This is a genomic window from Halorubellus salinus (genome assembly GCF_020567525.1).
GTDB lineage: Archaea > Halobacteriota > Halobacteria > Halobacteriales > Natrialbaceae > Halorubellus > Halorubellus salinus.
On record NZ_JAJCVI010000001.1, the window covers coordinates 599,136 to 621,215 of the forward strand.

Below are 22,080 nucleotides of genomic sequence, written 5' to 3' on the forward strand. Positions count from 1 at the left end.
CGCAAGAGGCGAGGTTTCCGAACGCGTTCGGGGATTCAGTCGTCGCCGGGGACGGCGTCGGTACCGCTCGGCTGGGTGCCGGACCCGCCGACGCCTGTGGTGTGCGTTCGCGCGAAGACGGCGACGTAGAGGACGACGGTGAGGAATCCGACGGCGGCCGCGAGGAACTGGAGCGCGGGCGCGGGACTGGTGAACCCGCCGGGCAGGCCGAGTGCCTCCCAGCCATCGCCGACCACGGGGAGCAGGCGTGCGGCGATGAACCACGGTGCGGCGGCGAGGACGGGGGTCGCGTTCGCGCGGACCAACGCAGCGGGCGTCACGGGCAGCGACGCACGCTCGGTTCGGTCGGCGAGCGAGCGACTCCTGACGAACACGTAGCCGAGCGCCATCACGACGCCCGCGTACCGGAGCGCGGGCCCGGCGGCCGCCCCGCCGAGCAGTGACAGCGCGACCCAGACGGCGACGACGACCGCGATGGGGACGCTCTCCCGGAGGAGCACCCCGGGGTCGATATCGACGTTCATGTACGACCGGGGTCAGGACTACCCGATAAGCGTGCCGTAGGGTCAAACCGTCGCTTCAGCCGCGGAGGATCTCCTGGAGCCGCGTCGTCAGGCCGCCGTCGTCGCCGAGTTTGAGGTAGTACGCGTCGCCGCCGTCCTCGTAGTAGTTGTCGATGCGGCGCTTCACCTCGAACCCGAGGTGCTCGTAGAACTGGAGGGCGTTCTCGTTCGTCGTTCGCGCGTGACACGTGACGGTGCGGTGGTCGTCGGCGACGCGCGCGACGAGTTTCTTCCCGATGTCCTCGCCGCGGTGCTCGGGCGCGACCGCGAGGAAGAGGATGTAGCCGTCGCGGCGCACGGCGACGAACCCCATGAGTTTGGTCTCGATGCCGTCCGCGACGAACGCCTGCACCGTCGACCGACGGTAGGCGTCCGTGAAGAAGTCCCGGCGCTGCTTGAGCACGCCTTCGGCCCGTCGAATCTCCTCCTTCAGTTTCCACGCCTCGGTCACCAGGTCGTCGTTCCCGGGTCCGATGACGCGTGTGTCGACGTTGACGCTCACTAGGATGGCAATCCGAGACACACAGGTATAATTCCATCGGCAGCACGGCTCGCACGAGCATACGGCCGCCCCCAGGCGGCCGTTTCTTCGCCCCTGTTCGCACGAGCATACGGCCGCCCCCAGGCGGCCGTTTCTTCGCCCCTGCTCGCACCAGCATAGGCTGTCCCCAGGCGGCCGTTACGATTCTGGTTCGTTTGTGCGTGTGGTGGGGTTGGGGAGTGTTTTCGGTGTGGTTGGTGTGTTCGTGGTGGTGGGGGAGGTGGTTGGTCAGAGTTCCTGGGTGTCGAAGTGGAGCGCTGCGAGGGTCGGGGGGAGTGCGAGCCAGGCGAGGAGGATGGCGGCGGCAATCGTGGGGGAGGCGAACCATTGGGTGTCGACGACGAGGCCGGGGGTGCCGGGGCCGACGTCGATGGTGTCGGCGAGGAGGTACGCGTAGAGGGGTCTGGGAGTGGCGAACTTGAGGGTCTCGGCCCAGAGGGGGAAGCTACTGGGGTCGAGGCGGAAGCGGAAGAGGAGGAGGGCGACGATGTCGACGAGGTCGGACCAGAGCATGACGAGGGTGATGTAGCTGCCGAAGGCGGCGCCCATGACGCGACGCGAGGTGGTGATGCTCGTGGAGAACGCGGTTCCGAGGGCGAGGAACGCGATGGTGTACGCGAGGGTGGTGGCGTAGAGGCCGAGGTAGCGTGCGAGTGGGATGGTGGGGTAGCGGAGTGCGAGGACGACGAGGCCGGTGATGGCACCGGTGGTGAGCGCGGCCGTGAGGACGAGGGCGCGCGCGGCGAGTTTCCCGGTGATGATGTCGCGTCGCGAGTGCGGGAGCGAGAGGGCGAGGGCGATGGTGCCGGATTCGCGTTCGGCGACGACGGCTTGGTAGCCGAAGACGATGCCGACGAGTGGTGCGAGGAGGGAGGCGACGGTGGCGGTGACGTCGAGGTAGTTGTCGACGCTCGGACTGGAGAGCGACGTGAGGGCGTACGCGAGCCCGCCGAAGCAGAGGACGAACAGCGCGACGGTCGCCCAGACGCCCTTCGAGCGTTTCGCGATCCGGAGGTCGGTGCGTGCAATGGCGCGACCGGCGTCGGTCATCGGTGCACCTCGGTGTCGCGGGCGCGGTCGTGGCTGACGGCGGTGCTCGGGCGGGGCGTGGGGTGGTGGTGTCGTGTCATAGGTCGGTCGCCTCGAAGCGAGCGTAGCCGAGCGCGAGCGGTGCGACGGTCCACGCGAGCAGTGCGACGAGCGCGGGCCAGGCGCCGAGGTACCAGGCGGCGTCCGGGCCGAAGTACGAGCCGGTGGTGACGTCCGCGTAGAACCCGGTGACGACGCGACTGTAGAGGAGACTGGGTTCGAGGCCGTGGAGGAACAACGCCCAGTCGGGGAGCGAGCCGTCGGCGAGCCCGAGGTACTCGAGCGCGAGGGCGAGCGCGCCGCGGAGTTGCCCCCAGAGGACGACGAACAGGACGAATACGCCGAAGGTCGCGCCGGACGCGACGCGGTTCGACGTGGTGAGCGTCGATATCGCGAACCCGATGCCGAGGAACGCGAGCCCGTAACAGCACGTGACCGCGAGGTACCCGAGGACGACGACGGCGTCGAAGCTCCCGAACGGATAGTACACGAGCCAGCTGCCGGCGAGGACGCCGGTCGCGACGGCGGCGGCGAGCAGTCCCGCTCGCGCCACGTACTTCCCGAGGACGGCGTCCCGGCGGCTGTAGGGGAGGGTGAACAGGAGCGTGAGGCGGCCGGCGGCGCGGTCCGCGACGATGGTCTTGTACCCCATGAGCAGCCCGAAGAGGGGGACGACGAGGGAGACGGCGCCGTTCATGTAGCTCGCGTACTGTGCGGACGTCGGCTCGGGGACGTTCATCGGCAGGATGTACCCGCCGAGGACGAACACGAGCGCGACGGCGGCGAGCCCCGCCTTCCCGAAGCGCGGGTCGACGACGTCCTCGAACTCTTTCCGTGCGATGACGGCCCACGTCATCACGCTTGCCCTCCGGTGTACTGGACGAACAGGTCCTCGAGGGACGGCTCCTCGGTCGTGAAGTCGAGGACGTCCGCGCCGGCTTCGGTGAGCGCGACGAGGATGTCCATCTTCGCGTCGTTCGTGCACGTGACGACGAGTCGGGTCGCGTCCGCGTCCCCGCCGTCGAACTCGGCGTCCCACCACGCGCTGTCGACGCCGTCGACCGCTTCGACGGTCTCCACCCAGCTGTCCGCGTCACCGTCGGTCGTGATGAGGAGTTTCGTGCCGCCGCCGACGGTCTGCTTGAGGTTCTCGATGGTGTCGACCGCCGCGAGTTCGCCCTCGTGCATGATGCCGACGCGGTCGCAGACCTTCTCGACCTGCTCGAGGATGTGACTGGAGAAGAACACGGTCGCGCCGCGCTCGTTCTCCGCTTTGATTATCTCCCGCATCGCCTTCGCGCCGTTCGGGTCCAGGCCGCTCGTCGGCTCGTCGAGGATGAGGAGGTCGGGGTCGCCGACGAGCGCCATCCCGAGGACGAGCCGCTGCTGCATGCCCTTCGAGTACCCGGTCGCGTCCCGGTCGGCGTCGTTGGCGATACCGACGCGTTCGAGGACGTCCATCGGGTCGCCGGTGACGTCACGCGACTCCATCGCGAACTGGACGTGCTCGCGGCCGGTGAGGTCCTCGTAGACGTCGTAGCCTTCGGGGAGGACGCCCATGCGTTCGCGGGCGGCGACGGGGCGTTCCTGGCAGTCGACGCCGAACACCTCGACGGAGCCGCTGGTCGGGCGAGCGAAGTCGAGGAGGATGTTGATGAGCGTGGACTTCCCGGCGCCGTTGTGGCCGAGGAAACCGAATATCTCGCCGGTCTCGATCTCGAGGTCGACGCGGTCGACCGCGGTGAGCGTGCCGAACCGCTTGGTGAGGTTGGAGGTACGTATCGCTGTCATCGGGGGAACGTCTCGGCGTTCCGACACTGAACGAATCAAAGTATCGTTTCGGGTTCCCGGTGTTCTGCGGACGGGTCCCGCAACGCATTTCGGGATTCGACGCGTTGAACGCGACAATGAGTCCGTCTCCTGGTGAGGAGTACTCGACACCGCGGGAGGCTGGTCAGAGCGTCGTCGATCTGGTCAGGGACGCGTTCATCGGTGGGCTGGCGGTCGTGGTGCCGTTCGCCGTGACGGTGCTCGTGCTCGCGACGGTCGTCCAGTACATCCTGAACTACATGACGGCGTTGCTGGACGTCACCGGGAATCAGGGCGCGAGCCCGATCCTTATCGGGGCGGCGGTCGGGGTGCTGATCGCTATCGTGTTCCTCGTCGGGTTCCTCACGCAGTTCCGGTACGGGGAGACGTTCATCGACTACGTGGACGCGGCGCTCGCTCGCGTCCCGGGGTTCGGGTCGATATACGAGAGCTTCCGGGAGATGAGCGACGTGATGATGGAGAGCGACCAGCAGAGTTTCCGGGACGTGAAGCTCGTCGAGTTCCCCCACGAGGGTGCGTACACGCTCGGCTTCCTCACCGCCGAGTCCGCGGGGTCGCTGAAGGACGCTGCTGGCGAACGCGACCTGGTGACGTTGTTCCTGCCGCTCGCGCCGAATCCCGTGATGGGCGGGCATCTGGTGCACGTGCCGAGCGAGCGCGTGATGGACGTCGACATGACGGTCGACGAGGGCATCCGGACGGTCGTGACGAGCGGCGTGGCGACGGGTGGGTCGGGCGACGCCAGTGGTCGGTCGAGTCTGTCCGCCGACGAACTCGAGCAGCTCGCGGCGACGTCCGAGGTGGCGGTCGGTGCGGAGGCGACGCCGGACGGGCACGCCGGCGAACGGCAGCGTCGCGGCGCGAGCGCGGCGGAGCGCCGCGGTGCGTACGAGTCGTACGCGGAACCCGATTCGGCGGGTGAGGAGGCGGTGCCGTCCGAGGTCGAGTCCTATAGAGAGGAGGAGACGCTCGGGGCGACCGACGCGCATCCGGGGGACGTGGAGCGCCCGCGGACCGACGAGACGCTCGGCGGGGAGCACGCGACGCCGGATGCGGTGGAGGACGATACGCTCGACGGGACGCTCGGCGAGGAGCACGCCACGCCGTCGGACGTCGCGGCCGGGCGGAACGAGGGGTCGCTCGGGAGCGAGTTCGACACGCCCGCGGACGTGGACCCGGCGGGCGCACCCAGCGGGCGGTGGCGCGACCAGACTCGCGATCCGGACGCCGGAGCCGACGCCGAGGCGAGCGAACAGGCGGACGTCGACGTGGACGAGGACGAGGCGTTCTCGGACGTGGACTCGGTGGAGCGCGAGCGCGACCGGTCGCGTGGGGCGACACGTCCCGACGCGGACGCGGACGCGGAGGGGCGATGACGGGCGAGTTCGCGCTCCGCGAGCACACGGCGGACGTGGCGGTGGAGGCGACCGGCGAGTCGATGGGGGCGGTGTTCGCCGCGGTCGCGGACGGGCTCGCGGCCGCGCAGTGCGACGACGTTCCTCCGACGGGCGGGACGCGCTTCCCGGTGGAGCGGGAGGCCGAGGACCTCGACGGACTGCTCTACGACTACCTCGGACGCCTCATCTACGAACGCGACGTCCGTGGCGTCCTCCCCGTCGACAACGACGTCACCATCACGCGACTCGTCGACGACAGCGACGCCGACGTGGACGGAGTCGACGACAGCGACCCCGGTGGCATGGACGCGGGCGACACGGCGCACGAGGAGGCCCGCTACCGCCTCGCAGCGAGCGCTCGCGGCGTCGACCTCGCGGACGTCGACGCTCGTGAAGTGAAGGCGGTGACGTTCTCGCAGATGGTCGTCGAGGAACGCGACGACGAGTGGTACGCGTACGTCGTCTTCGACGTCTGAGGCGCCCTCTGTACGCGAGAGCCGTCGTGGAGCGTTTACGTACCGGGACCGAACTGTAGCCCATGAAGCGTCCCACGCGCCGCGCCGCAGTCTTCGCGGCCCTCTTCGCGGTCACGACGCTCGCCGGCACGGCGAGCGCGCACGTCCGGTACGTCGTCGACGACCCCACGGACGTCGCATCCATCGTCTCGTTCGTCGCGAACACGGTCGCGGTCCCCGAGCACGCCGCGATCCTCGGCGGGAGCGCGCTCGCCGCCGTCGCCGGCGTGCTCGCGTACGAGCGTTTCCAGCCGTTCGAGCGCGACCGGGCGCTGTTCGCCGACGCGATGACCGATTACCGCGACCTCCTCCCGTGGCTCCTCCGGCTCGCCATCGGCATCCCGCTCGTCGGCGCCGGCTTCAGCGGGTACTACTTCACGCCGCTCGTCGAGAGCGACGCACGCCTCCTGTTCATCGGACTCGGGTTCCTGCTGTTGTTCGGGCTCGCGACGCGCTTCGTCGCCGCCGTCGGCCTTGCACTCTACGCGTACGGCCTCGCCGTCGAACCCGCACTCCTCCTCCAGTTCGAGTACGTCGGCGGGTTCCTCGCACTCGTCGCGCTGGGGGGCGGCCGCCCGAGCGCCGACGACGTCCTCGAACGCCTCGCCGCGGACGACGACAGCACGTACGGCCGCATCGACCCCATCCACGACCGCGCGGTGCGCTTCCGCGAACGAGTCGCCCCCGCGACGCCGCTCGTCCCCGTCGCCATCAGGCTCTCGCTCGCGGTGACGTTCGTCTACCTCGGGCTCGTCGAGAAGCTCCTCAACCCCGGGTACGCGCTCGCCGTCGTCGCGAAGTACGACCTCACCGCGGTCGTCCCCGTCGCGCCCGAACTCTGGGTCGTCGGCGCCGCACTCGCCGAGGTCGCGGTCGGCGTCGTCCTCGCCGTCGGCCTCTACACCCGCGCGACCGCCGCGCTCTCGCTCGGGCTGTTCACGCTCACGCTGTTCGGGCTCCCCGACGACCCGGTGCTCGCGCACCTCTCGCTGTTCGGGCTCGCGTCCGCACTCATGATAACCGGCGCCGGCCCGTACTCGCTCGACGCCGTGTTCGGCGACGACGACGCGGACGCACCCGGAGGCGAAGAGCGCGCAGCCGAGGACCCAGCCGCGTAGACGAAACCTATTCCGCCGGTGCGAGCGACTGCTAGGGTATGACCACGTACGACGCCGACGGCATCACGCTCCACAAGGTCCGAGACTACGTCTGGGAGATCCTCCAGGACGAGAGCGAGGGGATGCGAGCGCCGGCGCGCGTCCTCGCGAGCGAGACGCTCCTCGACGAGATCAGCGACGACATGAGCCTCCAGCAGCTCAAGAACGCGACGCACCTCCCCGGCATCCAGAAGTACGCGCTCGCGATGCCGGACGCCCATCAGGGGTACGGGTTCCCCGTCGGCGGCGTCGGTGCGACCGACGCCGAGAACGGCTGTATCTCGCCCGGAGCTGTCGGATTCGATATAAATTGTGGCGTGAGGATGATGAAGACTAACCTCCGGTACGAGGACGTCCAGGGCCGCGAGGAGGAGCTCGTGGAGGCGCTGTTCGAGAACGTCCCGACGGGGCTGGGCGCGGGTGGTATCTTCGAGGGGTCGGTCGCGAACGTGAACCGCATCCTCCAGGGGGGCGTGGAGTGGGCGCTCGCGGAGGACTGGGCGGTCCCCGGAGACCTCGCGCACTGCGAGGACGAGGGGAAGCGGCCGGACGCGGAGCCGTCGAAGGTCCCCGAGGAGGCCAAGGAGCGCGGCCGGAAACAGGTCGGGTCGCTCGGGTCTGGGAATCACTTCCTAGAGGTCCAGCGCGTGACGGACGTGTTCCGCGAGGACGTCGCCGAGGAGTTCGGGCTCGTCGAGGACCAGGTCGTGGTGCTCATCCACTGCGGGAGTCGCGGGCTCGGCCATCAGACGTGCCAGGATTACGTGCGCGACATCGAGAAGCGCCACTCGGGGTTCGTCGACCAGCTCCCGGACCGCGACCTGGCGGCGGCGCCCGCGGGGAGCCAGCTCGCGGACGACTACTACGGCGCGATGTGTGCGTGCATCAACTTCGCGTGGGTGAACCGCCAGCTCATCATGCATCGGACGCGCCAGGTGTTCGAGGACGTGTTCGACCGCGACTGGGAGGCGATGGAGATGGAGCTCCTGTACGACGTCGCACACAACATCGCGAAGAAGGAGGTTCACGAGGTGGGGGTCGGGCCGGAGGGTCGACCAGTGCGAGACGCCGAAGCCGTCGAGCGGGCGGAGAAGGAGCTGTTCGTGCATCGGAAGGGTGCGACGCGCGCGTTCCCCGCAGGACGCCCGGAGCTCCCGGCGGCCTATCGGGACGTCGGCCAGCCGGTCATCATCCCGGGGAGCATGGGCGCGGGCAGCTACGTGCTGCGGGGTGGCGAGAATTCGCTCGCCGAGACGTTCGGGTCGACTGCACACGGTGCGGGGCGGACGATGAGTCGCACGCAGGCGAAGCAGGACTACTGGGGCGGCGACGTCCAGACGGACCTCCGCGAGCAGGACCACGTCTACGTGAAGGCGCAGTCGGGCGCCACCATCGCGGAGGAGGCCCCGGGCGTCTACAAGGACGTCGACGAGGTCGTGCGCGTCAGCGACGCGCTCGGCATCGGCGACAAGGTCGCGCGGACGTTCCCCGTCTGCAACATCAAGGGATAGAACCCGGCGAGGGGGAGCGACGCGGGCGGGGAGGTCACCGCGTCGTCGCGGGCGGACCGCGCTCGCGTTTCTCGGCGACGAACTCGCGTTCGTTCGCGCTGAGGTCGTCGCGGTCGGCGAACGCCGCCAGGCCTTCGCGGTAGCGTGCCGCAGCGTCGGCCGTGCTCGCTCCGCCGACGTCGTCGCCTTGGGTCGCCGCGTCGAGCGCGCCCCTCTCGGGGTGTTCGAGGACGAGTTCGGCGATGCCGGTCTCGCGACCGGTGTACGCGAACCCGGTCTTGTACAGCGCCTCGTAGCTGTAGGGGTTGTTGACGGCGATGCGGAGCCGCTCGTAGCCGCGGTCGAGCGCCCGGTCGCGGACGAACGCGAGCAGTCGCGGGCCGAGGCCGTCGCCGCGGCGGTCGGCGCGCACGGTCACGTAGCGCAGCCAGAGGACGCCGTCGTCGGTGCGGTCCTCGTTGAACGCGACCGCGGCGAGGACGTCGGTCGCGTAGTCGTCGCTGTCCCGGCCGGCGAACGCGGCCGCGGGGTCGTCGTGAGTGTCCGCCACCGGTTCGGGGTGGTCGTGACAGACGGCCTTCCCGGTCGAGGACATCGCGAACTTCCCGGCGTACCCGAACTCGCGGTAGTCCAGGCGGAGCGTCGGCGCGTCCTCGGGCCATCCGATGACCTCGCAGTGCACGCGTCGGCGTTCGTCGGCCAGCGTGGTGTGCCTTTCGCCGCGGCCGCTACCCGTGCGTCGCTGGCATCCCGGAGGAAGGCTTATTCGCCTCACGCCTGACGGTGCGGGCATGCCTGGTGCACTGGTCGCGACCGGCGAACGAGTGACGCTGCGGACGCTCGAGGAGGAGGACGTCGCGTTCGTCCAGCGGTCGCGCGCCAACCCCGAGATCCGATACGGGCTCGGGAACCCGTTGACGAGCCGGACGACGATGGCTGCGAGCGACGACGACGACGACGGCCACGACCTCCTCGTGTGTCTCGACGGCGACGACGCCGGTCGTGGCGGGGTCGACGGCGACGCCGTCGAACGCCTCGGTACCGTTCACGTCGGCGAGGTGTCATACAAGCGGCCGAACGTCGCGTACTGGCTCGCCGGCGAGTACCACGGCGAGGGATACGGCCGCGAGGCCGTCGGCCTCGTCGTCGACTGGACGTTCCGCGAGTACCCGACTCCCGCGATCGGCGCGGAGGCGTTCGCGAGCAACGACGCCTCGCGCGCCCTCCTCGAGTCCTTCGGGTTCGAGCGCGAGGGCGTCCGCCGGGACTACATGTTCGTCGACGGCGAGCACCGCGACATGGTCTGCTACGGGCTCGCACGCGACGACTGGGGACGCGACGACTATGGACGCGACGGTGGGCGAGACGGGTGATTCGACGCTGGCGGTCGCCGGTTCGCGGTCCGCCGTCGGCGTGCGGTCGTGGAGAACCACCTATATGTGTGGCGTGGGGAGTGGGTGAGTGATGGAGACGACGCATCGCGTCCACGTCGGGGACGCGCGTGACCTGTCGGACCTCGACGCGGACAGCGTGGACCTGGTCGTGACGTCACCGCCGTACCCGATGATCGAGATGTGGGACGACGTGTTCGCCGCGCTCGACCCCGCTATCGGCGATGCGCTCGACGCGGGCGACGGCCAGGCGGCGTTCGAACGGATGCACGACGTCCTCAGCGACGTGTGGGCGGAGGTCGAGCGCGTGCTCGCGCCGGGCGGCATCGCGTGCGTGAACGTCGGCGACGCGACGCGGTCGGTCGGCGACCGGTTCCGCGTCTACCAGAATCACGCTCGCGTCCTGGAGGCGTTCGCGGACCTCGGGTTCGACCCGCTCCCGGACGTCCTCTGGCGGAAGCCGGTGAACTCGGCGGCGAAGTTCATGGGGAGCGGGATGGTGCCGCCGAACGCGTACGTGACCTTAGAGCACGAGTACGTGCTCGTGTTCCGGAACGGCGAGTCCCGGTCGTACCCGCCGGGGGACGACGCGCGCTACGAGTCGGCGTACTTCTGGGAGGAACGCAACCGGTGGTTCAGCGACGTGTGGACCGACGTCGGCGGGGAGCGCCAGACGCTCGCGGACGACTCGCTCCGGGAGCGCTCGGGCGCGTTCCCGCTCGAACTGCCGTATCGGCTGGTCTGTATGTACTCGGTGTACGGGGAGACGGTCCTGGACCCGTTCTGGGGGACGGGGACGACGAGTCTGGCGGCGATGGCCGCGGGTCGGAACTCGGTGGGCGTGGAGCGCGACCCGGGGTTCGTGGAGGCGTTCGCGGACCGCGCGAACGAGGCGCCGGCGGTGTCGCGGGACGTGAACGCCTCGCGCCTCGAAGCGCACCGCGAGTTCGTCGCGGAGACGCGCGAGGCCGGTGACGACCTCGGGTACGAGAACGAGCACTACGACGTGCCGGTGCGCACGAGACAGGAACGCGAGCTGCGCCTGTACGACGTGGTCGGTGTGGACGAAGTCGGTTCTGACGGTGGTGAGGCGCCCCTCGACGCCAGTTCTGGAGCTGCGGTTGATGGTGACGTCGCGACGTGTACGTACCGTGTTCGCCACGAGCCCCACGAGCCAGCCGAGAAGTGACCCCGGACTGACGCTTCTAGACCTGCGTTAGAGTGCCTCTATTGTCCGTCTGGGGTAGCGGTCGAATCCGTCCAAAACGTATAAATACCCTGCCTTCGAATTTGTAAGTGAAGAGTACTGTTAACGGAATTGAAAAATATTATCCGGTAGCGCCAGCTATCCTTTGAAGCCGACGTAGGACCACCTCGACCCCCGAAAACGGCCTCGTACGACGACCGACCGACCAGCGACTGCCACGCCAACATGACAGAAACATCAGACCCATCGACCGGTAGCGACGCCAGCCACACCGAGACTATCGACTGGAACGCGTTCTGGCGCGACGCCGACGAGACCGACCGCGAGTCCGCCACCCCGAGCACGCACCACGTCCGCGACCTCCTCGCACAGTTCTTCGACGCGAAGGGCGTCCCCGAGTCGTTCGCAGACGTCGGGTGCGGGCCCGGCGTCGTCGCCTTCCACGTCGCCCGCGAGCACCCCGAGACGACGGTGTACGGGTACGACGCCGCCGCGTCCATCGTCGCCGAGAACCGCGACCGCGCAGCTCGCGACGCCGTCGGGAACGCCACCTTCGAACAGGCCGCGCTCCCGGACTTCGACCCGGACCGCCAGTTCGAGTGCGTGCTCTGCTACGGGACGATGAGCTACGTCGCCGACTCCGCGGCGGCGCTACGCGCGCTCTACGACGCCGTCGAACCCGGCGGCCACCTCGTCCTCGGGTACGTCAACGACGGCTACCGGCGGCACCTCCAGCGCATCCTCGACGACCCCGTCGCCCACGGCAAGGACCCCGACGCGTTCGACCGCGCCGAGTTCGAACGGCGCTGGCGACTCGTCCTCGACGGCGAGAGCACCCTGACCTACGACGCCATCCACGACGCCGTCGGCACCTGGCCGCGGAGCTTCTGGGAGATCGCAGACTATCCCGAAGAACGCTGGGCGTGGGAGGACGTCCCCATCGTCTGGCTCCCGAAACCGTCGGACGCCGAGTGAGACGTGTGAGCGCGGCCGAATCCGGCGTCGACCAGCGGTCGGTCTCGCCCACGGTCCCGGACGACCTTCGACGCTCGGCAACACACCGGTTGACGCCCGACGGACCACGACCACCTCGGCCCCTCCGCTGACGCCACCCCCTCCACGTTCGCGCCAGAACGCCCGCAATCGGGCGCTCGCCGGGTCTGTCCTCACGTTCCACTCAAGGAATAAGACGGTCCGGTGAGAAGCGAGCCCATGACCCCACCAGCCGACCGCGGCACCGACCGGTACCGGACCCGCGCGGACACCGTCGCGACCGACCGCGGCGACGGCCCGCCCGTCGTCCTCGCGCACGGCACGCTCATGGACCGGACGATGTTCGACCCGCAGGTCGACGCGCTCGCCGCCGACCATCGCGTGGTCGCGTACGACCTCCGCGCTCGAACCGACCGGTACGCCGACGCGTACGACCTCTACGGTCTCGCCGACGACTGCGCGGCGCTCATGGACGCGAAGGGCATCGACTCCTGCGTCCTCGGCGGGATGTCGATGGGCGGGTTCATGGCGCTCCGGTTCGCCGAGCGGTACCCCGAGCGCGTCGACGGTCTCGTCCTGATTTCGACGACAGCCGGGCCGCACGGCGACGAGGAGACCGCGCGGTACGAGGAGATGATCGAGACGGCACGCGAGGCCGACGCGGTCCCCGAGCAGCTGGCGGACGTCATCAAGCACATCCTGTTCGGGGCGACCACGAACGAGGACCGTCCCGGACTCGTCGACGACTGGGTCGACCGCTGGCTGACCTATCCGGGTGAAGCCGTCTACCAGGAGGTCGAGTCGTGGCTCCATCGCCCGGACTTCACCGCGGAACTCGCGGCCATCGACGCGCCCGCGCTCGTCGTCCACGGCGAAGAGGACGTCGCCCTGGAGCCCGAGCGCTCCGAGCCACTCGCCGACGCGCTCGACGCCCGCCGCGTCACGATACCGGACGCCGGCCACTCCGTGAACCTCGAACGGCCCGCTCCTGTCAACGACGCCGTCCACGAGTTCCTCGCCGACGTCTACTGAACGCGGGCGCGCTCCCCCCTCGCCGCGTCGCAGCCCGACCGAACCACTCATGTTCTTGCGTTCACAGGTTTCGGGCTGTAACGATGCACCGACGCACCCTCCTCGCAGCCACCGCAACGCCCGCACTCGCCGCGATCGCCGGCTGTACCGGCGACCAAGGCGAGCGCCCCGACGCAGTCACGCTCGAGATCGACACCGAGGACTCCTGGAGCAGCACCATCGACACCGACGGGGGCCACGAGAAGATCGGCGGACAGGGCGACGACACCATCGAATGGTCCCACCCGTTCCCGGGCAACCTCCGCGTCACCATCAAGAAAGGCCCCCAACAGAACGTCCCGCTCGAAGCGACGTTCTACGCGGACGACGAAGCCGTCCAGAGCAAGTCGACGAGCAAACCGTACGAGAGCGTCATCATGACGTACGTCCCCGGCACGATCTGACCACCGCGTCGACACGCCTCTGACTCGTCGACACGGCCAGCGAGAAGCGCACCAGCCGGGAGTTCACCGGGCAACGCGAGGTGAACGTCGGCTGGTGTACGACCGAAGGGAGTGCACCAGCCGGGAATCGAACCGAAACCAGACGTGCTCGCTCACTGGGGTCGCTGCGCGCGACTGGTAGGCTTCGATTCACCGCGTTCCGCACTTCTCCAGCACGCCTCGCTCGTCGCTACCGCTCCTCGCTCGGAGTGTGCTGGAGAAGTGCACCAGCCGGGAATCGAACCCGGATCATTGGCTTGGAAGGCCAAGGTCTTACCATTAGACCACCGGTGCGCGTGGCCTGGCTCGCCGTGTTCGAAGACGACGGTGTCGTCGACCGGCGCGCCGGCACTCGTTTCGACGGAGCCGTCGCTCGCATTTGATGGTTACGATTGGAGACAGCGCGTGGTGCGCTGTGCCTCGGGAGCCGTGCGCGAGGGCCCCCGAGACGCGTAGGTCCCACACCAACGGGTGTGCGCACAGAGTGCTTCGTAGTGAGGCCTTAAGATGTTTTCCGTTCGGACCTGACGATAGAGTAACAATTTCCGCTGGATTGGAACGGCTCCTCGACGGTGAGTGCGCTCCCCGCGAGGTCGCGTTCGAACTCCGCGGGCGAGTAGACGTGGTAGAACCGCGGGACCGTTTCGCCGCCGGGGAGCGTCCAGTCGACGGTCGTGTCGAACCCGACGTCGTCGTCCGCGCTCGCCGCCTCGAACGTGTCGTGTGCCGTCGACCACGCGCTCACGAGCGCCGCGCCGTCCGGTGAGAGGACGCGCCCGAGTTCGTCGAGGCTCCGGACGCGACGCTCGCGGTCCGGCAGGTGATGTAGCGTCGCGACGTACACCGCGAGGTCCACGCTGTCGGTCGAGACCGGGAGTCGAGAGGCATCCCCCTGGACGAACGCGACCGATGCCTCGTACGCCCGCTCGGTCGCTCGCTCCTCGGCCGTCTCGAGGAGACCCCGGCTCGCGTCCACGCCCACGACGCGGTCGCACGCGTCGACGAGTTCCTCCGCGTGCCGGCCGTTCCCGCAACCGACGTCCAGGCCGAGAGCGCCCTCGCGGTCCGCGAGGAACGACTCCACCTCCGGCCACGGGTACTCGCGCGTCGACGAGAAGTGCGCCGCGATGCGGTCGTAGACGTCGCGGGTTCGTTCGCGAGACCGGTCCATGTCACTCGCTCCGGCCACGACACCAATAACGCCCGCGGTTCCGCCGACCGACCCCCGCGGGTCAGATGAAGAGGAGGAAGACGCCGTACGCGATGGCGAGCAGGACCGCCGCGTGCTTCGCGCCACCGCGGATGTCGCCCGTCGACAGCTGGCCCGCGATGAGCCCCGAGAGCAGTCCCTGGACGAGCGTCGAGTGGAAGAAAAGCAGCGTGTACGCCTCCGTGTTCACGCCGCCACCACCGATACCGCCGACGGCACCCACGCCAGCGCCCCCAGCCCCAGCGCCACTCCCCGTCCCGTTCAACGCCGCGCCCGTCCCGCCGTCGGGGAGGTTCGGGATGAGGACCGTCGACAGCACGCCGATGATGAACAGGAACACGAAGAACGACACGTACACGACGACCATGTACGTCAACATCTCCTGCTTCCGGCGTTGCTTCAGTCGCCGGTCCGCCTTCGCTTGCGACCCCGCGATACGCAGCACCGTCGACAGGTCGCCGCTCGCGTTCATCGCCTTCGTCGTCAGCGTGACGACCCGGGAGATTATCTGTGTGCGGAGGCGCGCCTCGAAGCGCTTCAGCGCGGTCTCGACGTCCGCGCCCCACTCGATGTCGCGCCACACGCGCTCTATCTCCGGGTCGAGCGCCCCGAGTTCGCTGCGTTGGACGCGCTCGATGGACTGCACGACGGTCATCCCTGCCTCGTTCACGCTCGCCAGGCGATCCATGAGGTCCGGGACCGCGGACTCGATCGCCTCCAGGCGACGTCGATGCACCTCGAACGCGATGGCGAACGTCCCGACGACGAACAGCGTCCCCTGCACGAGCAGGTCGTCGAACGCGCGGATCGAGACCTGTCCGTCCACGAGCGTCTGCGGGAACCGGATCGCGGTCACCACGAGCACGATGGGGACGGTCGCCCAGAACAACGCCGTCGGTCGTTCGATGACCGTTCGGCCGGGATTCCCGAGCTTGCGGCCGAGCCAGCGGAACCGACGATACAGGAGCAAGCGTTCCATGCCCGCCTGCGAATCGCGCTCGCGCCCTGCCTCGACGCCGCCGTCGGTTCGCGTGTCCTTCGCGCGCCGCACGTCAGTCATCGTCTCGATGGGGTCGTCGATGTCGTCGATGCGCTGTATCTGACTGATGGTGTCCGTCGCCGACGACAGGTAGATGATGAACAGGAGGTTCGCGCTCGGGACGATGACGTACACGAGCACCTGCAGGGGCTCGAGGGTGTCACCGACCGCGATACCGATGACGACCAGTATCGTGATGAGGAAGAGTGGTCCTGCGACCAGGCCGGTGACGTACACCTCCGCGAGCGTCGCGAGCAGGTCGAGTAACTTCTCCTGCTGGCTCTCGGCCTCCTCCTGGTAATCCTGGTACTGCTGCTGGAGGAACGACGACAACGACCGGCCGGACTGGAGGACGCTCGCGAGGTTCTCCGAGAACTCCTTGAACTGGCCGCTCGGCGTCCGATGTGCCATCGTGTGGATGGCCGATATCATGTCCTGTCCGAACATGTCCATGTTCCGGACCGCGACGTTCACCTCGTCGGCCGCGTCCCCGTACACCGCCTTGTTGTCCGCGAGGATGCGCATCACCTTCGGGAACTCCATCCCGGAGCGACTGAGCGCGTACACGAACGCGATGGTTCGCGGGAGCGACGCCTCGATGCGGCGCGCGCGCTCGTCGGCCTTGTACGACGGATACCACCACCGCAGCCAGTACGTCAACCCGCCGAAGACGATCCCGACGGTCGCGCTCGTCACGAGCATCAACACGAACAGTTCGTAGATCGTCAACGACGGCAGGCCCGTGAAGTCCGCGAGGACGTGCAGTTGCCGGGGGAGCGTGCTCGTGATGGTCTCCTGGTCGATGGCGAGGACGGCGAAGGACCCCCAGATGAAGTACATCCCCGACAGCGACCCGACGACCGCCATCACGGTCGCGTAGAAGATGGTCTTCGCGGCGTAGATGCGGTACGTCGTCGACAGGTGCGCGGCGCGTAGCGTGTTCTTGCGCTGGGTCTTCTTCCGGTCGATGCGTTCGACGTACGTCCCGAACCCGACGAGCGCGAAGCGACTGACGATGCGGTTCGCGTACGCCGAGTACGGCGCGAGCGCGACGGGGAGCGCGAGCGCGATGGCGAGCGCGAGCGGGAGCCAGTTCGCCCACGACATGCGTCAGTCGCCCTCGGCGAGGGTCACGTCCAGTCCGTCGTCACTGTCCTCCTCGTCCGCGGCGTCCGTCGACCCGACGACGTCCTCGATGCGGTCGAGCGCGCGCTCGGGGTCGGCGTAGTACTCGTTGATGAGCGCGGTGAACCGCCGGTAGTCCGTGATGTCGCGCTCCCAGAGGTACTCGAGGAACCGCCGGCGGTTCCGGAGTTCGGTGAGGAGTTCCTCCTGGTTCCAGCCGCGGTCCTCGCGGATCTCGTCCAGGAGCGAGCTCCCCGACGACGAGAACTGGTCGTCGTCGGGCGACCACGTGAACGCCGTCGAGTAGTCGAGCTCGCCCGTCCGCTGGTCGATGCCTTCTATCTCCGCGATGGTCTTGTTCCGGCGGACGCGCTCGTCGTCCATCCGCGTGAGCGTCTGCACGCAGAGGATGTCGAGCGATTGGACCATCGACCGCGGGACGTTGATCGGTTCGTTCTCCAGGCGATTGATGACGGTGCGGACGGAGTCGGCGTGCATCGTCGAGTACGTCGTGTGCCCGGTGTTCATCGCCTGGAAGAGCGTGATGGCTTCCTCCCCGCGGACCTCGCCGACGATGATGTACTCGGGGCGATGCCGGAGCGCGGAGCGCAGGAGGTCGTACATCGTGACGTCCGTGCCTTCGTGGAGGCGCTCTCTGGTGATGCTCGACAGCCAGTTGTCGTGGTACAAGGAGAGTTCGCGCGTGTCCTCGATGCTGAGGACCTTCGATCGCGGTGGGATGAACATCGAGATGGCGTTCATCGACGTCGTCTTCCCGGACGCGGTCCCGCCGGCGAAGATGAGGCTCTTGTTGTGCTCGATGGCGAGCCACAGGTACGCCATCTGGTCGATGTTGAACGTCCCGTAATCGAGGAGGTCGATGGGCGTGAACGGCTCGTCGGCGTACTTCCGGATGGTGAACGCGGACCCCCTGGGAGTGACCTCCTCGCCGAGTGCGAGTTCGGCGCGCGAGCCGTCCGGGAGCGTGGTCTCGACCATCGGGTCGCCGATACTGATGTGGCGGCCGGAGTGCTGGGCGAGCCGGACGACGAAGTTGTCGAGGGACTCCTGGTCGAACTGGACGTTCGTCTCGATGTCCGTGTACTCGTCGTGGTACACGAACAGCGGGAGGTCGTAGCCGTCACACGAGATGTCCTCGACGTGCGGGTCGTGCATCACGGGGTCGAGCTTCCCGTACCCCCTGAACGCGCGCCAGAGGTAGTAGTAGAGCTTGTAGTACGTCGTCATGTCGACGTCCGCGCCGTACCGTTCCAGGTGCTCGTGGAGCGCTTCGTCGAGCACGACCTCGGTGTCGTTCATCTCGATGTCGCGTCGGTACACGAGCGGGTCGCGGACGTCCTCGAACAGCGTCTCGAGGAGCGCGTGCTCGTACTCGTCGAGTTCCGGTTCGACGACGTAGTAGAGGTGCTCGTTCGCGCTCTCGTTGTGATTGATGGAGACGAACGCGAACGGCGGGTTCACCCAGTACCGGTTCACCTCCTCGTAGTCGTCGAGCCCGTCGAAGTTCACGAGCCGACCGTGTTCGGCGGGGTCGTACCGCGAGTGATCGATGGTGGTCCCGCGCAGCATCTGGACGGTCCGGACGACGCGACGCTTGAGTCCCGCGAGTCGTGACTCCGGTGACGTGGCGTCCGCTGACTGGATCCGTTCGTGGGAAGGGGCGTCGTCGCGTCGTTCGTGTGGGTGTCCGGACATCGTCGAAGAGCAGGAACCGCCGGTTTTCGGGTCATAAGTGGAGCGTCGACTTAAATCAGGCGGCCATGTGGGTAGGAGATGATTGCTATCGAACCCGTTTCTGGCTATGGGTTCACGGCAAACGAAATCGGCGTCGCATCAGGCGGAGTCGGCGTTCGCGTCCGGGCCGTCGACGTCGGTCCGGTCGACTCGGAGGAGGATGATGCCGAACGCGAGCTGGAGGAACACCCCGAACGGCACGAACAGCGCCGCCTGGGTCGTGAACAGCACGTACGTCGACCCGAGGAGGACGACGGCGACGCCGAGGAGGAGCGCGCCGAGGACCCGGACCGGGTCCGTGGGGATGGCGTCGAGTGCGGCGTCGACCTCGAAGTACATCAGGAGCGATACGACGACCGCGACGGCGAGCAACGCGACCCCGACGAGCCAGAGGTCGTATCCCGGGACCTGCGAGAGCGCGCCGCCGCCGGCGTTCACGACCTCCTGGCGGAACTGGAGCGGTGTCTTCACGGACGTCCCACCGAGAATCTGTACCCCTAGCTGGTAGCGAATGCCGACGAACGGGAACCGGAGGATGACGAGCGTGAGGTCCTGTCCGGACGTGACCGCGAACGACCCGTAGGAGATAGACCACGGGACGAGCGCCGACAGCCACGTCACGAGGACCGCGAGTTCCTCGGCGTACTCCGACTTCACCCAGACCATACCCACACGCGTCGGGGCGGCGAGTAAAGCGTATCGGATACCCGCGACTCCCGCGAGCGAAGCCGCGGTCGTGCGACCGGAGCCGTCAGGTTCCGGTACCGGCCGGGTCGGCGGCGGGCGTTACGTTCATACGGGGGGATACCTAAAGGCCGTTCGTGGAATGAGGCGCGACTACTTCACGCTGGACGTGAGCAACGTCGACTGGGTGGACGACGACGGTGAGCCCTCCAAGCCGACGGTATCGATCGATTTCGAGGGCCCCGTAGCGACGCTCGAGGAGCGCCTCACAGACCCGGACGGGAATCCGCTTCCGGCCGAGGAGACGGACGTCGCGTTCCGGTACAAGGACGACGTCGGCGACGACGACGCCGTCGGCGTGGTGAGCGTCACGAACCGCTTGACCGGGGACTTCGTGCTGGAACTGAACGAGGACGCGGAGGACGTCGGGACGTTCATCACGGCCGCGCGCCGGTACGGCGAGCAGGCCGGGGACGACGGCGAGTACCGCGTCGACATCGCGCTCGGCGGCGAGGACTTCGTGTCCTACGAGAAGTCGACGTTCCTCGTGTACGACAACGCGGGGAACCTGCTGCGGAATCACTCGCTCATCCCGAGCGGCGTGGAACTGTAGGCCAAGGGATCCGCGGTCTCTGTCCGTCCGCGTAGTCCGTCGTTTCTTCGCAGTCGACGACGCCGGGGCGGAGTCGTAGCTCAGTTGAACATCCGGTCCTCGGGGCGTTCGTCGTCCGGGATGGCTTCGAGGCGCTCGTGGAGGCGCTCGTAGTACGCTGCGACGTCCGCGGCGAACGCCTCCAGCGGCCCGGTGTCGACGTCGAGGTCGTAGAGGCGCGTGATGGTGTCGACGAGTCTGATCGCGGCGTCGACGTCCGGGACGCGGTCGTGGACTGGCGTGAGGAAGACGCCGACGGCGAGGTCGCTCACCATCCCGCGTTCGACGAGCGCGGCGTCGACACCGTCGAGGAAACCGTTCCCCATCCCGTCGAGCGCCGGGTCCGCGTCCGCGACGCGAGCGTGGAAGTAGTCACGCGTCGACACGTGGAACGTCCGGTGGTCGTCGGGGCCGTGCGGTATCGGCACACCGCTCAGGACGGCGACCTCGTCGACGCTCGCGGACTCGGTCCAGTCGAGTATCGCGTCGGTGAACGGTTTCGCTACCGAGTTCGGGACGAACAGGCCACCGTGGAGGACGGCGAGGTCGAGGTCGTCTCGGGTCAGGATGCGCGTGTGGTGGTGCGGGCGTCCGTCCTCGAACGGCGTGATGGTCGGGAGAGCGTCCGTGGTGACGTACCCACAGGCCTCGAGTTCGAGTCGCTCTCGGAGGTAATCGACGGCCGTGAGCCCGGCGAGGCCGTACGCGGCGAACCCCGAGATGACGTGGTCGACGTCCGCACCCTGATCACAGACCTCGAATCGCGGTGTGCTGTCACGTACCATAGTAGTGCTTGGTGGCCGGTGGGCTTCGTTCTTTGCCCGACGGCGACGCCGTGCGTTTTATCGGGGGTGGGTGAGACGGCTGTGACGTGACTATCGGGCAGCAGACGGGGACCGAGACCGCGGGCGGTGGGAGCGGGGCGACCGCCGGGAGGACGCTGTCGGACTGGTTCGGCGTGGAGCTCCCCGCATGGTTGCCCCCGGAGGTCATCGGCTGGGTGCTCGCGCTCGTCGTGCTCGCCGTGACGTGGACCGCGTCGAAGCTGGCGGTGCGCCTCGCGGGTCGAACGGTCGCGCGCCGGATCAAGCGGCCGAGCGTCACGCGGACGGTACTTCGACTCGTGCAACTCGGCGTGGTGCTCCTGGGGGTCGGGGTCGCCGCGAGCCTCGTCGGGTTCCAGGCGGGCGACATCCTCCTCTCGGTGACGGTGTTCTCCGCGGTGCTCGGTATCGTGCTCGCACCAATCGTCGGCAGTATCATCAACGGGTTCTTCGTGCTCGCCGACCAGCCCTACGAGATCGGTGACATGATCGAGCTCGCGGACCGCGGGCAGAGGGGGTTCGTCGAGGACATCACGATCCGCTACACGAAGATGTTCACGCTCGACAACACGTTCATCGTCATCTCGAACGACTCCATCCGCGACCGCGACGTCATCAACTACTCCGCGGAGGACGAACGCACGCGGCTGGAGCTCACGGTCGGCGTGACCTACGAGGGCGACCTCGACGAGGCCCGCGACATCATGGAGTCGTCGGCGCGCGACGTCGACGAGGTCATCACGGGCGGCCCGGACATCCGCATCGGGAGTGCACGGTACCCCGCGGCGCCGACGTGCTACATCGACGAGTTCGGCGACCACGGCGTCCAGCTCACACTCCGGTACTGGGCGAAGCAACCGTACAAGCTCCTGACCGTACGTTCGAAGGTCCAGACGAACGTCTGGTCGGCGCTCGCGGACGCGGACGTCGAGATCGCGTACCCGCACAGTCACGTCGTGTTCGACGAGACGAGCGGCGAACTCAACGTCGCGAACCGCGACCGACCGCGGGACGACCGGCGCTTCCCCGCCGACGGACCTCCGGACGACCGCAACCGGTGACCTCCTCGCGGCGGGTCCACAC

22 protein-coding genes and 1 tRNA gene are annotated in these 22,080 nt (G+C 68.2%); 11 read left to right on the top strand and 12 right to left on the bottom strand.

Annotated elements, in window-relative coordinates:
• Positions 1-35: 35 nt before the first annotated feature.
• The 5 genes from LI336_RS02990 to LI336_RS03010 form a co-directional block, all read right to left on the bottom strand.
• A complete protein-coding gene (locus LI336_RS02990) occupies positions 36-524 on the bottom strand; it encodes a hypothetical protein (protein WP_227131137.1) in 489 nt (162 codons plus the stop codon).
• 55 nt (positions 525-579) lie between these two features.
• Entirely contained in the window at positions 580-1,065 is a 486-nt protein-coding gene (locus tag LI336_RS02995; protein WP_227131138.1) for a GNAT family N-acetyltransferase, read from the bottom strand.
• Positions 1,066-1,332: 267 nt separating this feature from the next.
• Complete coding sequence (locus LI336_RS03000; RefSeq protein ID WP_227131139.1) at positions 1,333-2,154, bottom strand: ABC transporter permease; 822 nt, start codon at positions 2,152-2,154, stop codon at positions 1,333-1,335.
• A 76-nt stretch (positions 2,155-2,230) separates the two neighbouring features.
• Entirely contained in the window at positions 2,231-3,049 is an 819-nt protein-coding gene (locus LI336_RS03005; protein WP_227131140.1) for an ABC transporter permease, read from the bottom strand.
• Complete coding sequence (locus LI336_RS03010; RefSeq protein ID WP_227131141.1) at positions 3,049-3,984, bottom strand: ABC transporter ATP-binding protein; 936 nt, start codon at positions 3,982-3,984, stop codon at positions 3,049-3,051. Before LI336_RS03010 ends, LI336_RS03005 begins: the two co-directional genes overlap by 1 nt.
• Positions 3,985-4,100: 116 nt before the next feature.
• Between LI336_RS03010 and LI336_RS03015 the strand changes: the two genes are divergently transcribed.
• The 4 genes from LI336_RS03015 (at position 4,101) to LI336_RS03030 (ending at position 8,603) form a co-directional block, all read left to right on the top strand.
• Positions 4,101-5,399 carry a DUF502 domain-containing protein gene (locus tag LI336_RS03015; protein WP_227131142.1) on the top strand — a complete coding sequence of 433 codons (1,299 nt, stop codon included), beginning with the start codon at positions 4,101-4,103 and terminating at the stop codon, positions 5,397-5,399.
• On the top strand, positions 5,396-5,896 hold the full coding sequence (locus tag LI336_RS03020) for an archease (protein ID WP_227131143.1): 501 nt from the start codon (positions 5,396-5,398) through the stop codon (positions 5,894-5,896). The genes LI336_RS03015 and LI336_RS03020 overlap by 4 nt, the downstream gene beginning before the upstream one ends.
• Positions 5,897-5,958: 62 nt before the next feature.
• On the top strand, positions 5,959-7,053 hold the full coding sequence (locus tag LI336_RS03025) for a DoxX family membrane protein (protein WP_227131144.1): 1,095 nt from the start codon (positions 5,959-5,961) through the stop codon (positions 7,051-7,053).
• Positions 7,054-7,091: 38 nt separating this feature from the next.
• Positions 7,092-8,603 carry an RtcB family protein gene (locus LI336_RS03030; RefSeq protein ID WP_227131145.1) on the top strand — a complete coding sequence of 504 codons (1,512 nt, stop codon included), beginning with the start codon at positions 7,092-7,094 and terminating at the stop codon, positions 8,601-8,603.
• Positions 8,604-8,637: 34 nt separating this feature from the next.
• Here the strand turns inward: LI336_RS03030 and LI336_RS03035 are convergent, their stop codons facing one another.
• Complete coding sequence (locus tag LI336_RS03035) at positions 8,638-9,285, bottom strand: GNAT family N-acetyltransferase (RefSeq protein WP_227131146.1); 648 nt, start codon at positions 9,283-9,285, stop codon at positions 8,638-8,640.
• Between the two features lie 109 nt (positions 9,286-9,394).
• On the opposite strand from LI336_RS03035, the gene LI336_RS03040 reads away from it, so the two are divergent.
• The 5 genes from LI336_RS03040 (at position 9,395) to LI336_RS03060 (ending at position 13,669) form a co-directional block, all read left to right on the top strand.
• The gene (locus tag LI336_RS03040; protein WP_227131147.1) at positions 9,395-9,976 is read left to right on the top strand and encodes a GNAT family N-acetyltransferase; all 582 of its coding nucleotides are present in this window, start codon (positions 9,395-9,397) and stop codon (positions 9,974-9,976) included.
• A gap of 91 nt (positions 9,977-10,067) precedes the next feature.
• A complete protein-coding gene (locus LI336_RS03045) occupies positions 10,068-11,183 on the top strand; it encodes a DNA-methyltransferase (protein WP_227131148.1) in 1,116 nt (371 codons plus the stop codon).
• Between the two features lie 243 nt (positions 11,184-11,426).
• Entirely contained in the window at positions 11,427-12,176 is a 750-nt protein-coding gene (locus tag LI336_RS03050; RefSeq protein ID WP_227131149.1) for a class I SAM-dependent methyltransferase, read from the top strand.
• A gap of 237 nt (positions 12,177-12,413) precedes the next feature.
• Positions 12,414-13,226, top strand: coding sequence for an alpha/beta fold hydrolase (locus LI336_RS03055; RefSeq protein WP_227131150.1), 813 nt, complete (start codon positions 12,414-12,416; stop codon positions 13,224-13,226).
• A gap of 83 nt (positions 13,227-13,309) precedes the next feature.
• Positions 13,310-13,669: a hypothetical protein gene (locus LI336_RS03060; RefSeq protein ID WP_227131153.1), complete on the top strand. Its 360-nt coding sequence runs from the start codon at positions 13,310-13,312 to the stop codon at positions 13,667-13,669.
• 262 nt (positions 13,670-13,931) lie between these two features.
• Here LI336_RS03060 and LI336_RS03065 read toward each other — a convergent pair.
• The 5 genes from LI336_RS03065 to LI336_RS03085 form a co-directional block, all read right to left on the bottom strand.
• A tRNA-Gly gene (locus LI336_RS03065) sits at positions 13,932-14,002 on the bottom strand.
• A gap of 208 nt (positions 14,003-14,210) precedes the next feature.
• Entirely contained in the window at positions 14,211-14,879 is a 669-nt protein-coding gene (locus LI336_RS03070) for a class I SAM-dependent methyltransferase (RefSeq protein ID WP_227131154.1), read from the bottom strand.
• A gap of 61 nt (positions 14,880-14,940) precedes the next feature.
• Positions 14,941-17,064, bottom strand: coding sequence for a type II secretion system F family protein (locus LI336_RS03075; RefSeq protein ID WP_227131155.1), 2,124 nt, complete (start codon positions 17,062-17,064; stop codon positions 14,941-14,943).
• A gap of 3 nt (positions 17,065-17,067) precedes the next feature.
• A complete protein-coding gene (locus LI336_RS03080; protein WP_368408338.1) occupies positions 17,068-18,798 on the bottom strand; it encodes a type II/IV secretion system ATPase subunit in 1,731 nt (576 codons plus the stop codon).
• A 138-nt stretch (positions 18,799-18,936) separates the two neighbouring features.
• Positions 18,937-19,503 (bottom strand): DUF7549 family protein, encoded by a 567-nt coding sequence (locus tag LI336_RS03085; RefSeq protein WP_227131156.1) that lies wholly within the window; start codon positions 19,501-19,503, stop codon positions 18,937-18,939.
• Positions 19,504-19,663: 160 nt separating this feature from the next.
• Here LI336_RS03085 and LI336_RS03090 point away from each other — a divergent pair, with 160 nt between their 5' ends.
• Positions 19,664-20,134 carry a DUF5793 family protein gene (locus LI336_RS03090; protein ID WP_227131157.1) on the top strand — a complete coding sequence of 157 codons (471 nt, stop codon included), beginning with the start codon at positions 19,664-19,666 and terminating at the stop codon, positions 20,132-20,134.
• A gap of 80 nt (positions 20,135-20,214) precedes the next feature.
• On the opposite strand, the gene LI336_RS03095 is transcribed toward LI336_RS03090, so the two are convergent.
• Positions 20,215-20,958 (bottom strand): proteasome assembly chaperone family protein, encoded by a 744-nt coding sequence (locus LI336_RS03095; RefSeq protein WP_227131158.1) that lies wholly within the window; start codon positions 20,956-20,958, stop codon positions 20,215-20,217.
• Between the two features lie 86 nt (positions 20,959-21,044).
• On the opposite strand from LI336_RS03095, the gene LI336_RS03100 reads away from it, so the two are divergent.
• The gene (locus LI336_RS03100) at positions 21,045-22,058 is read left to right on the top strand and encodes a mechanosensitive ion channel family protein (RefSeq protein WP_438267261.1); all 1,014 of its coding nucleotides are present in this window, start codon (positions 21,045-21,047) and stop codon (positions 22,056-22,058) included.
• The last annotated feature ends 22 nt before the right edge of the window (positions 22,059-22,080 follow it).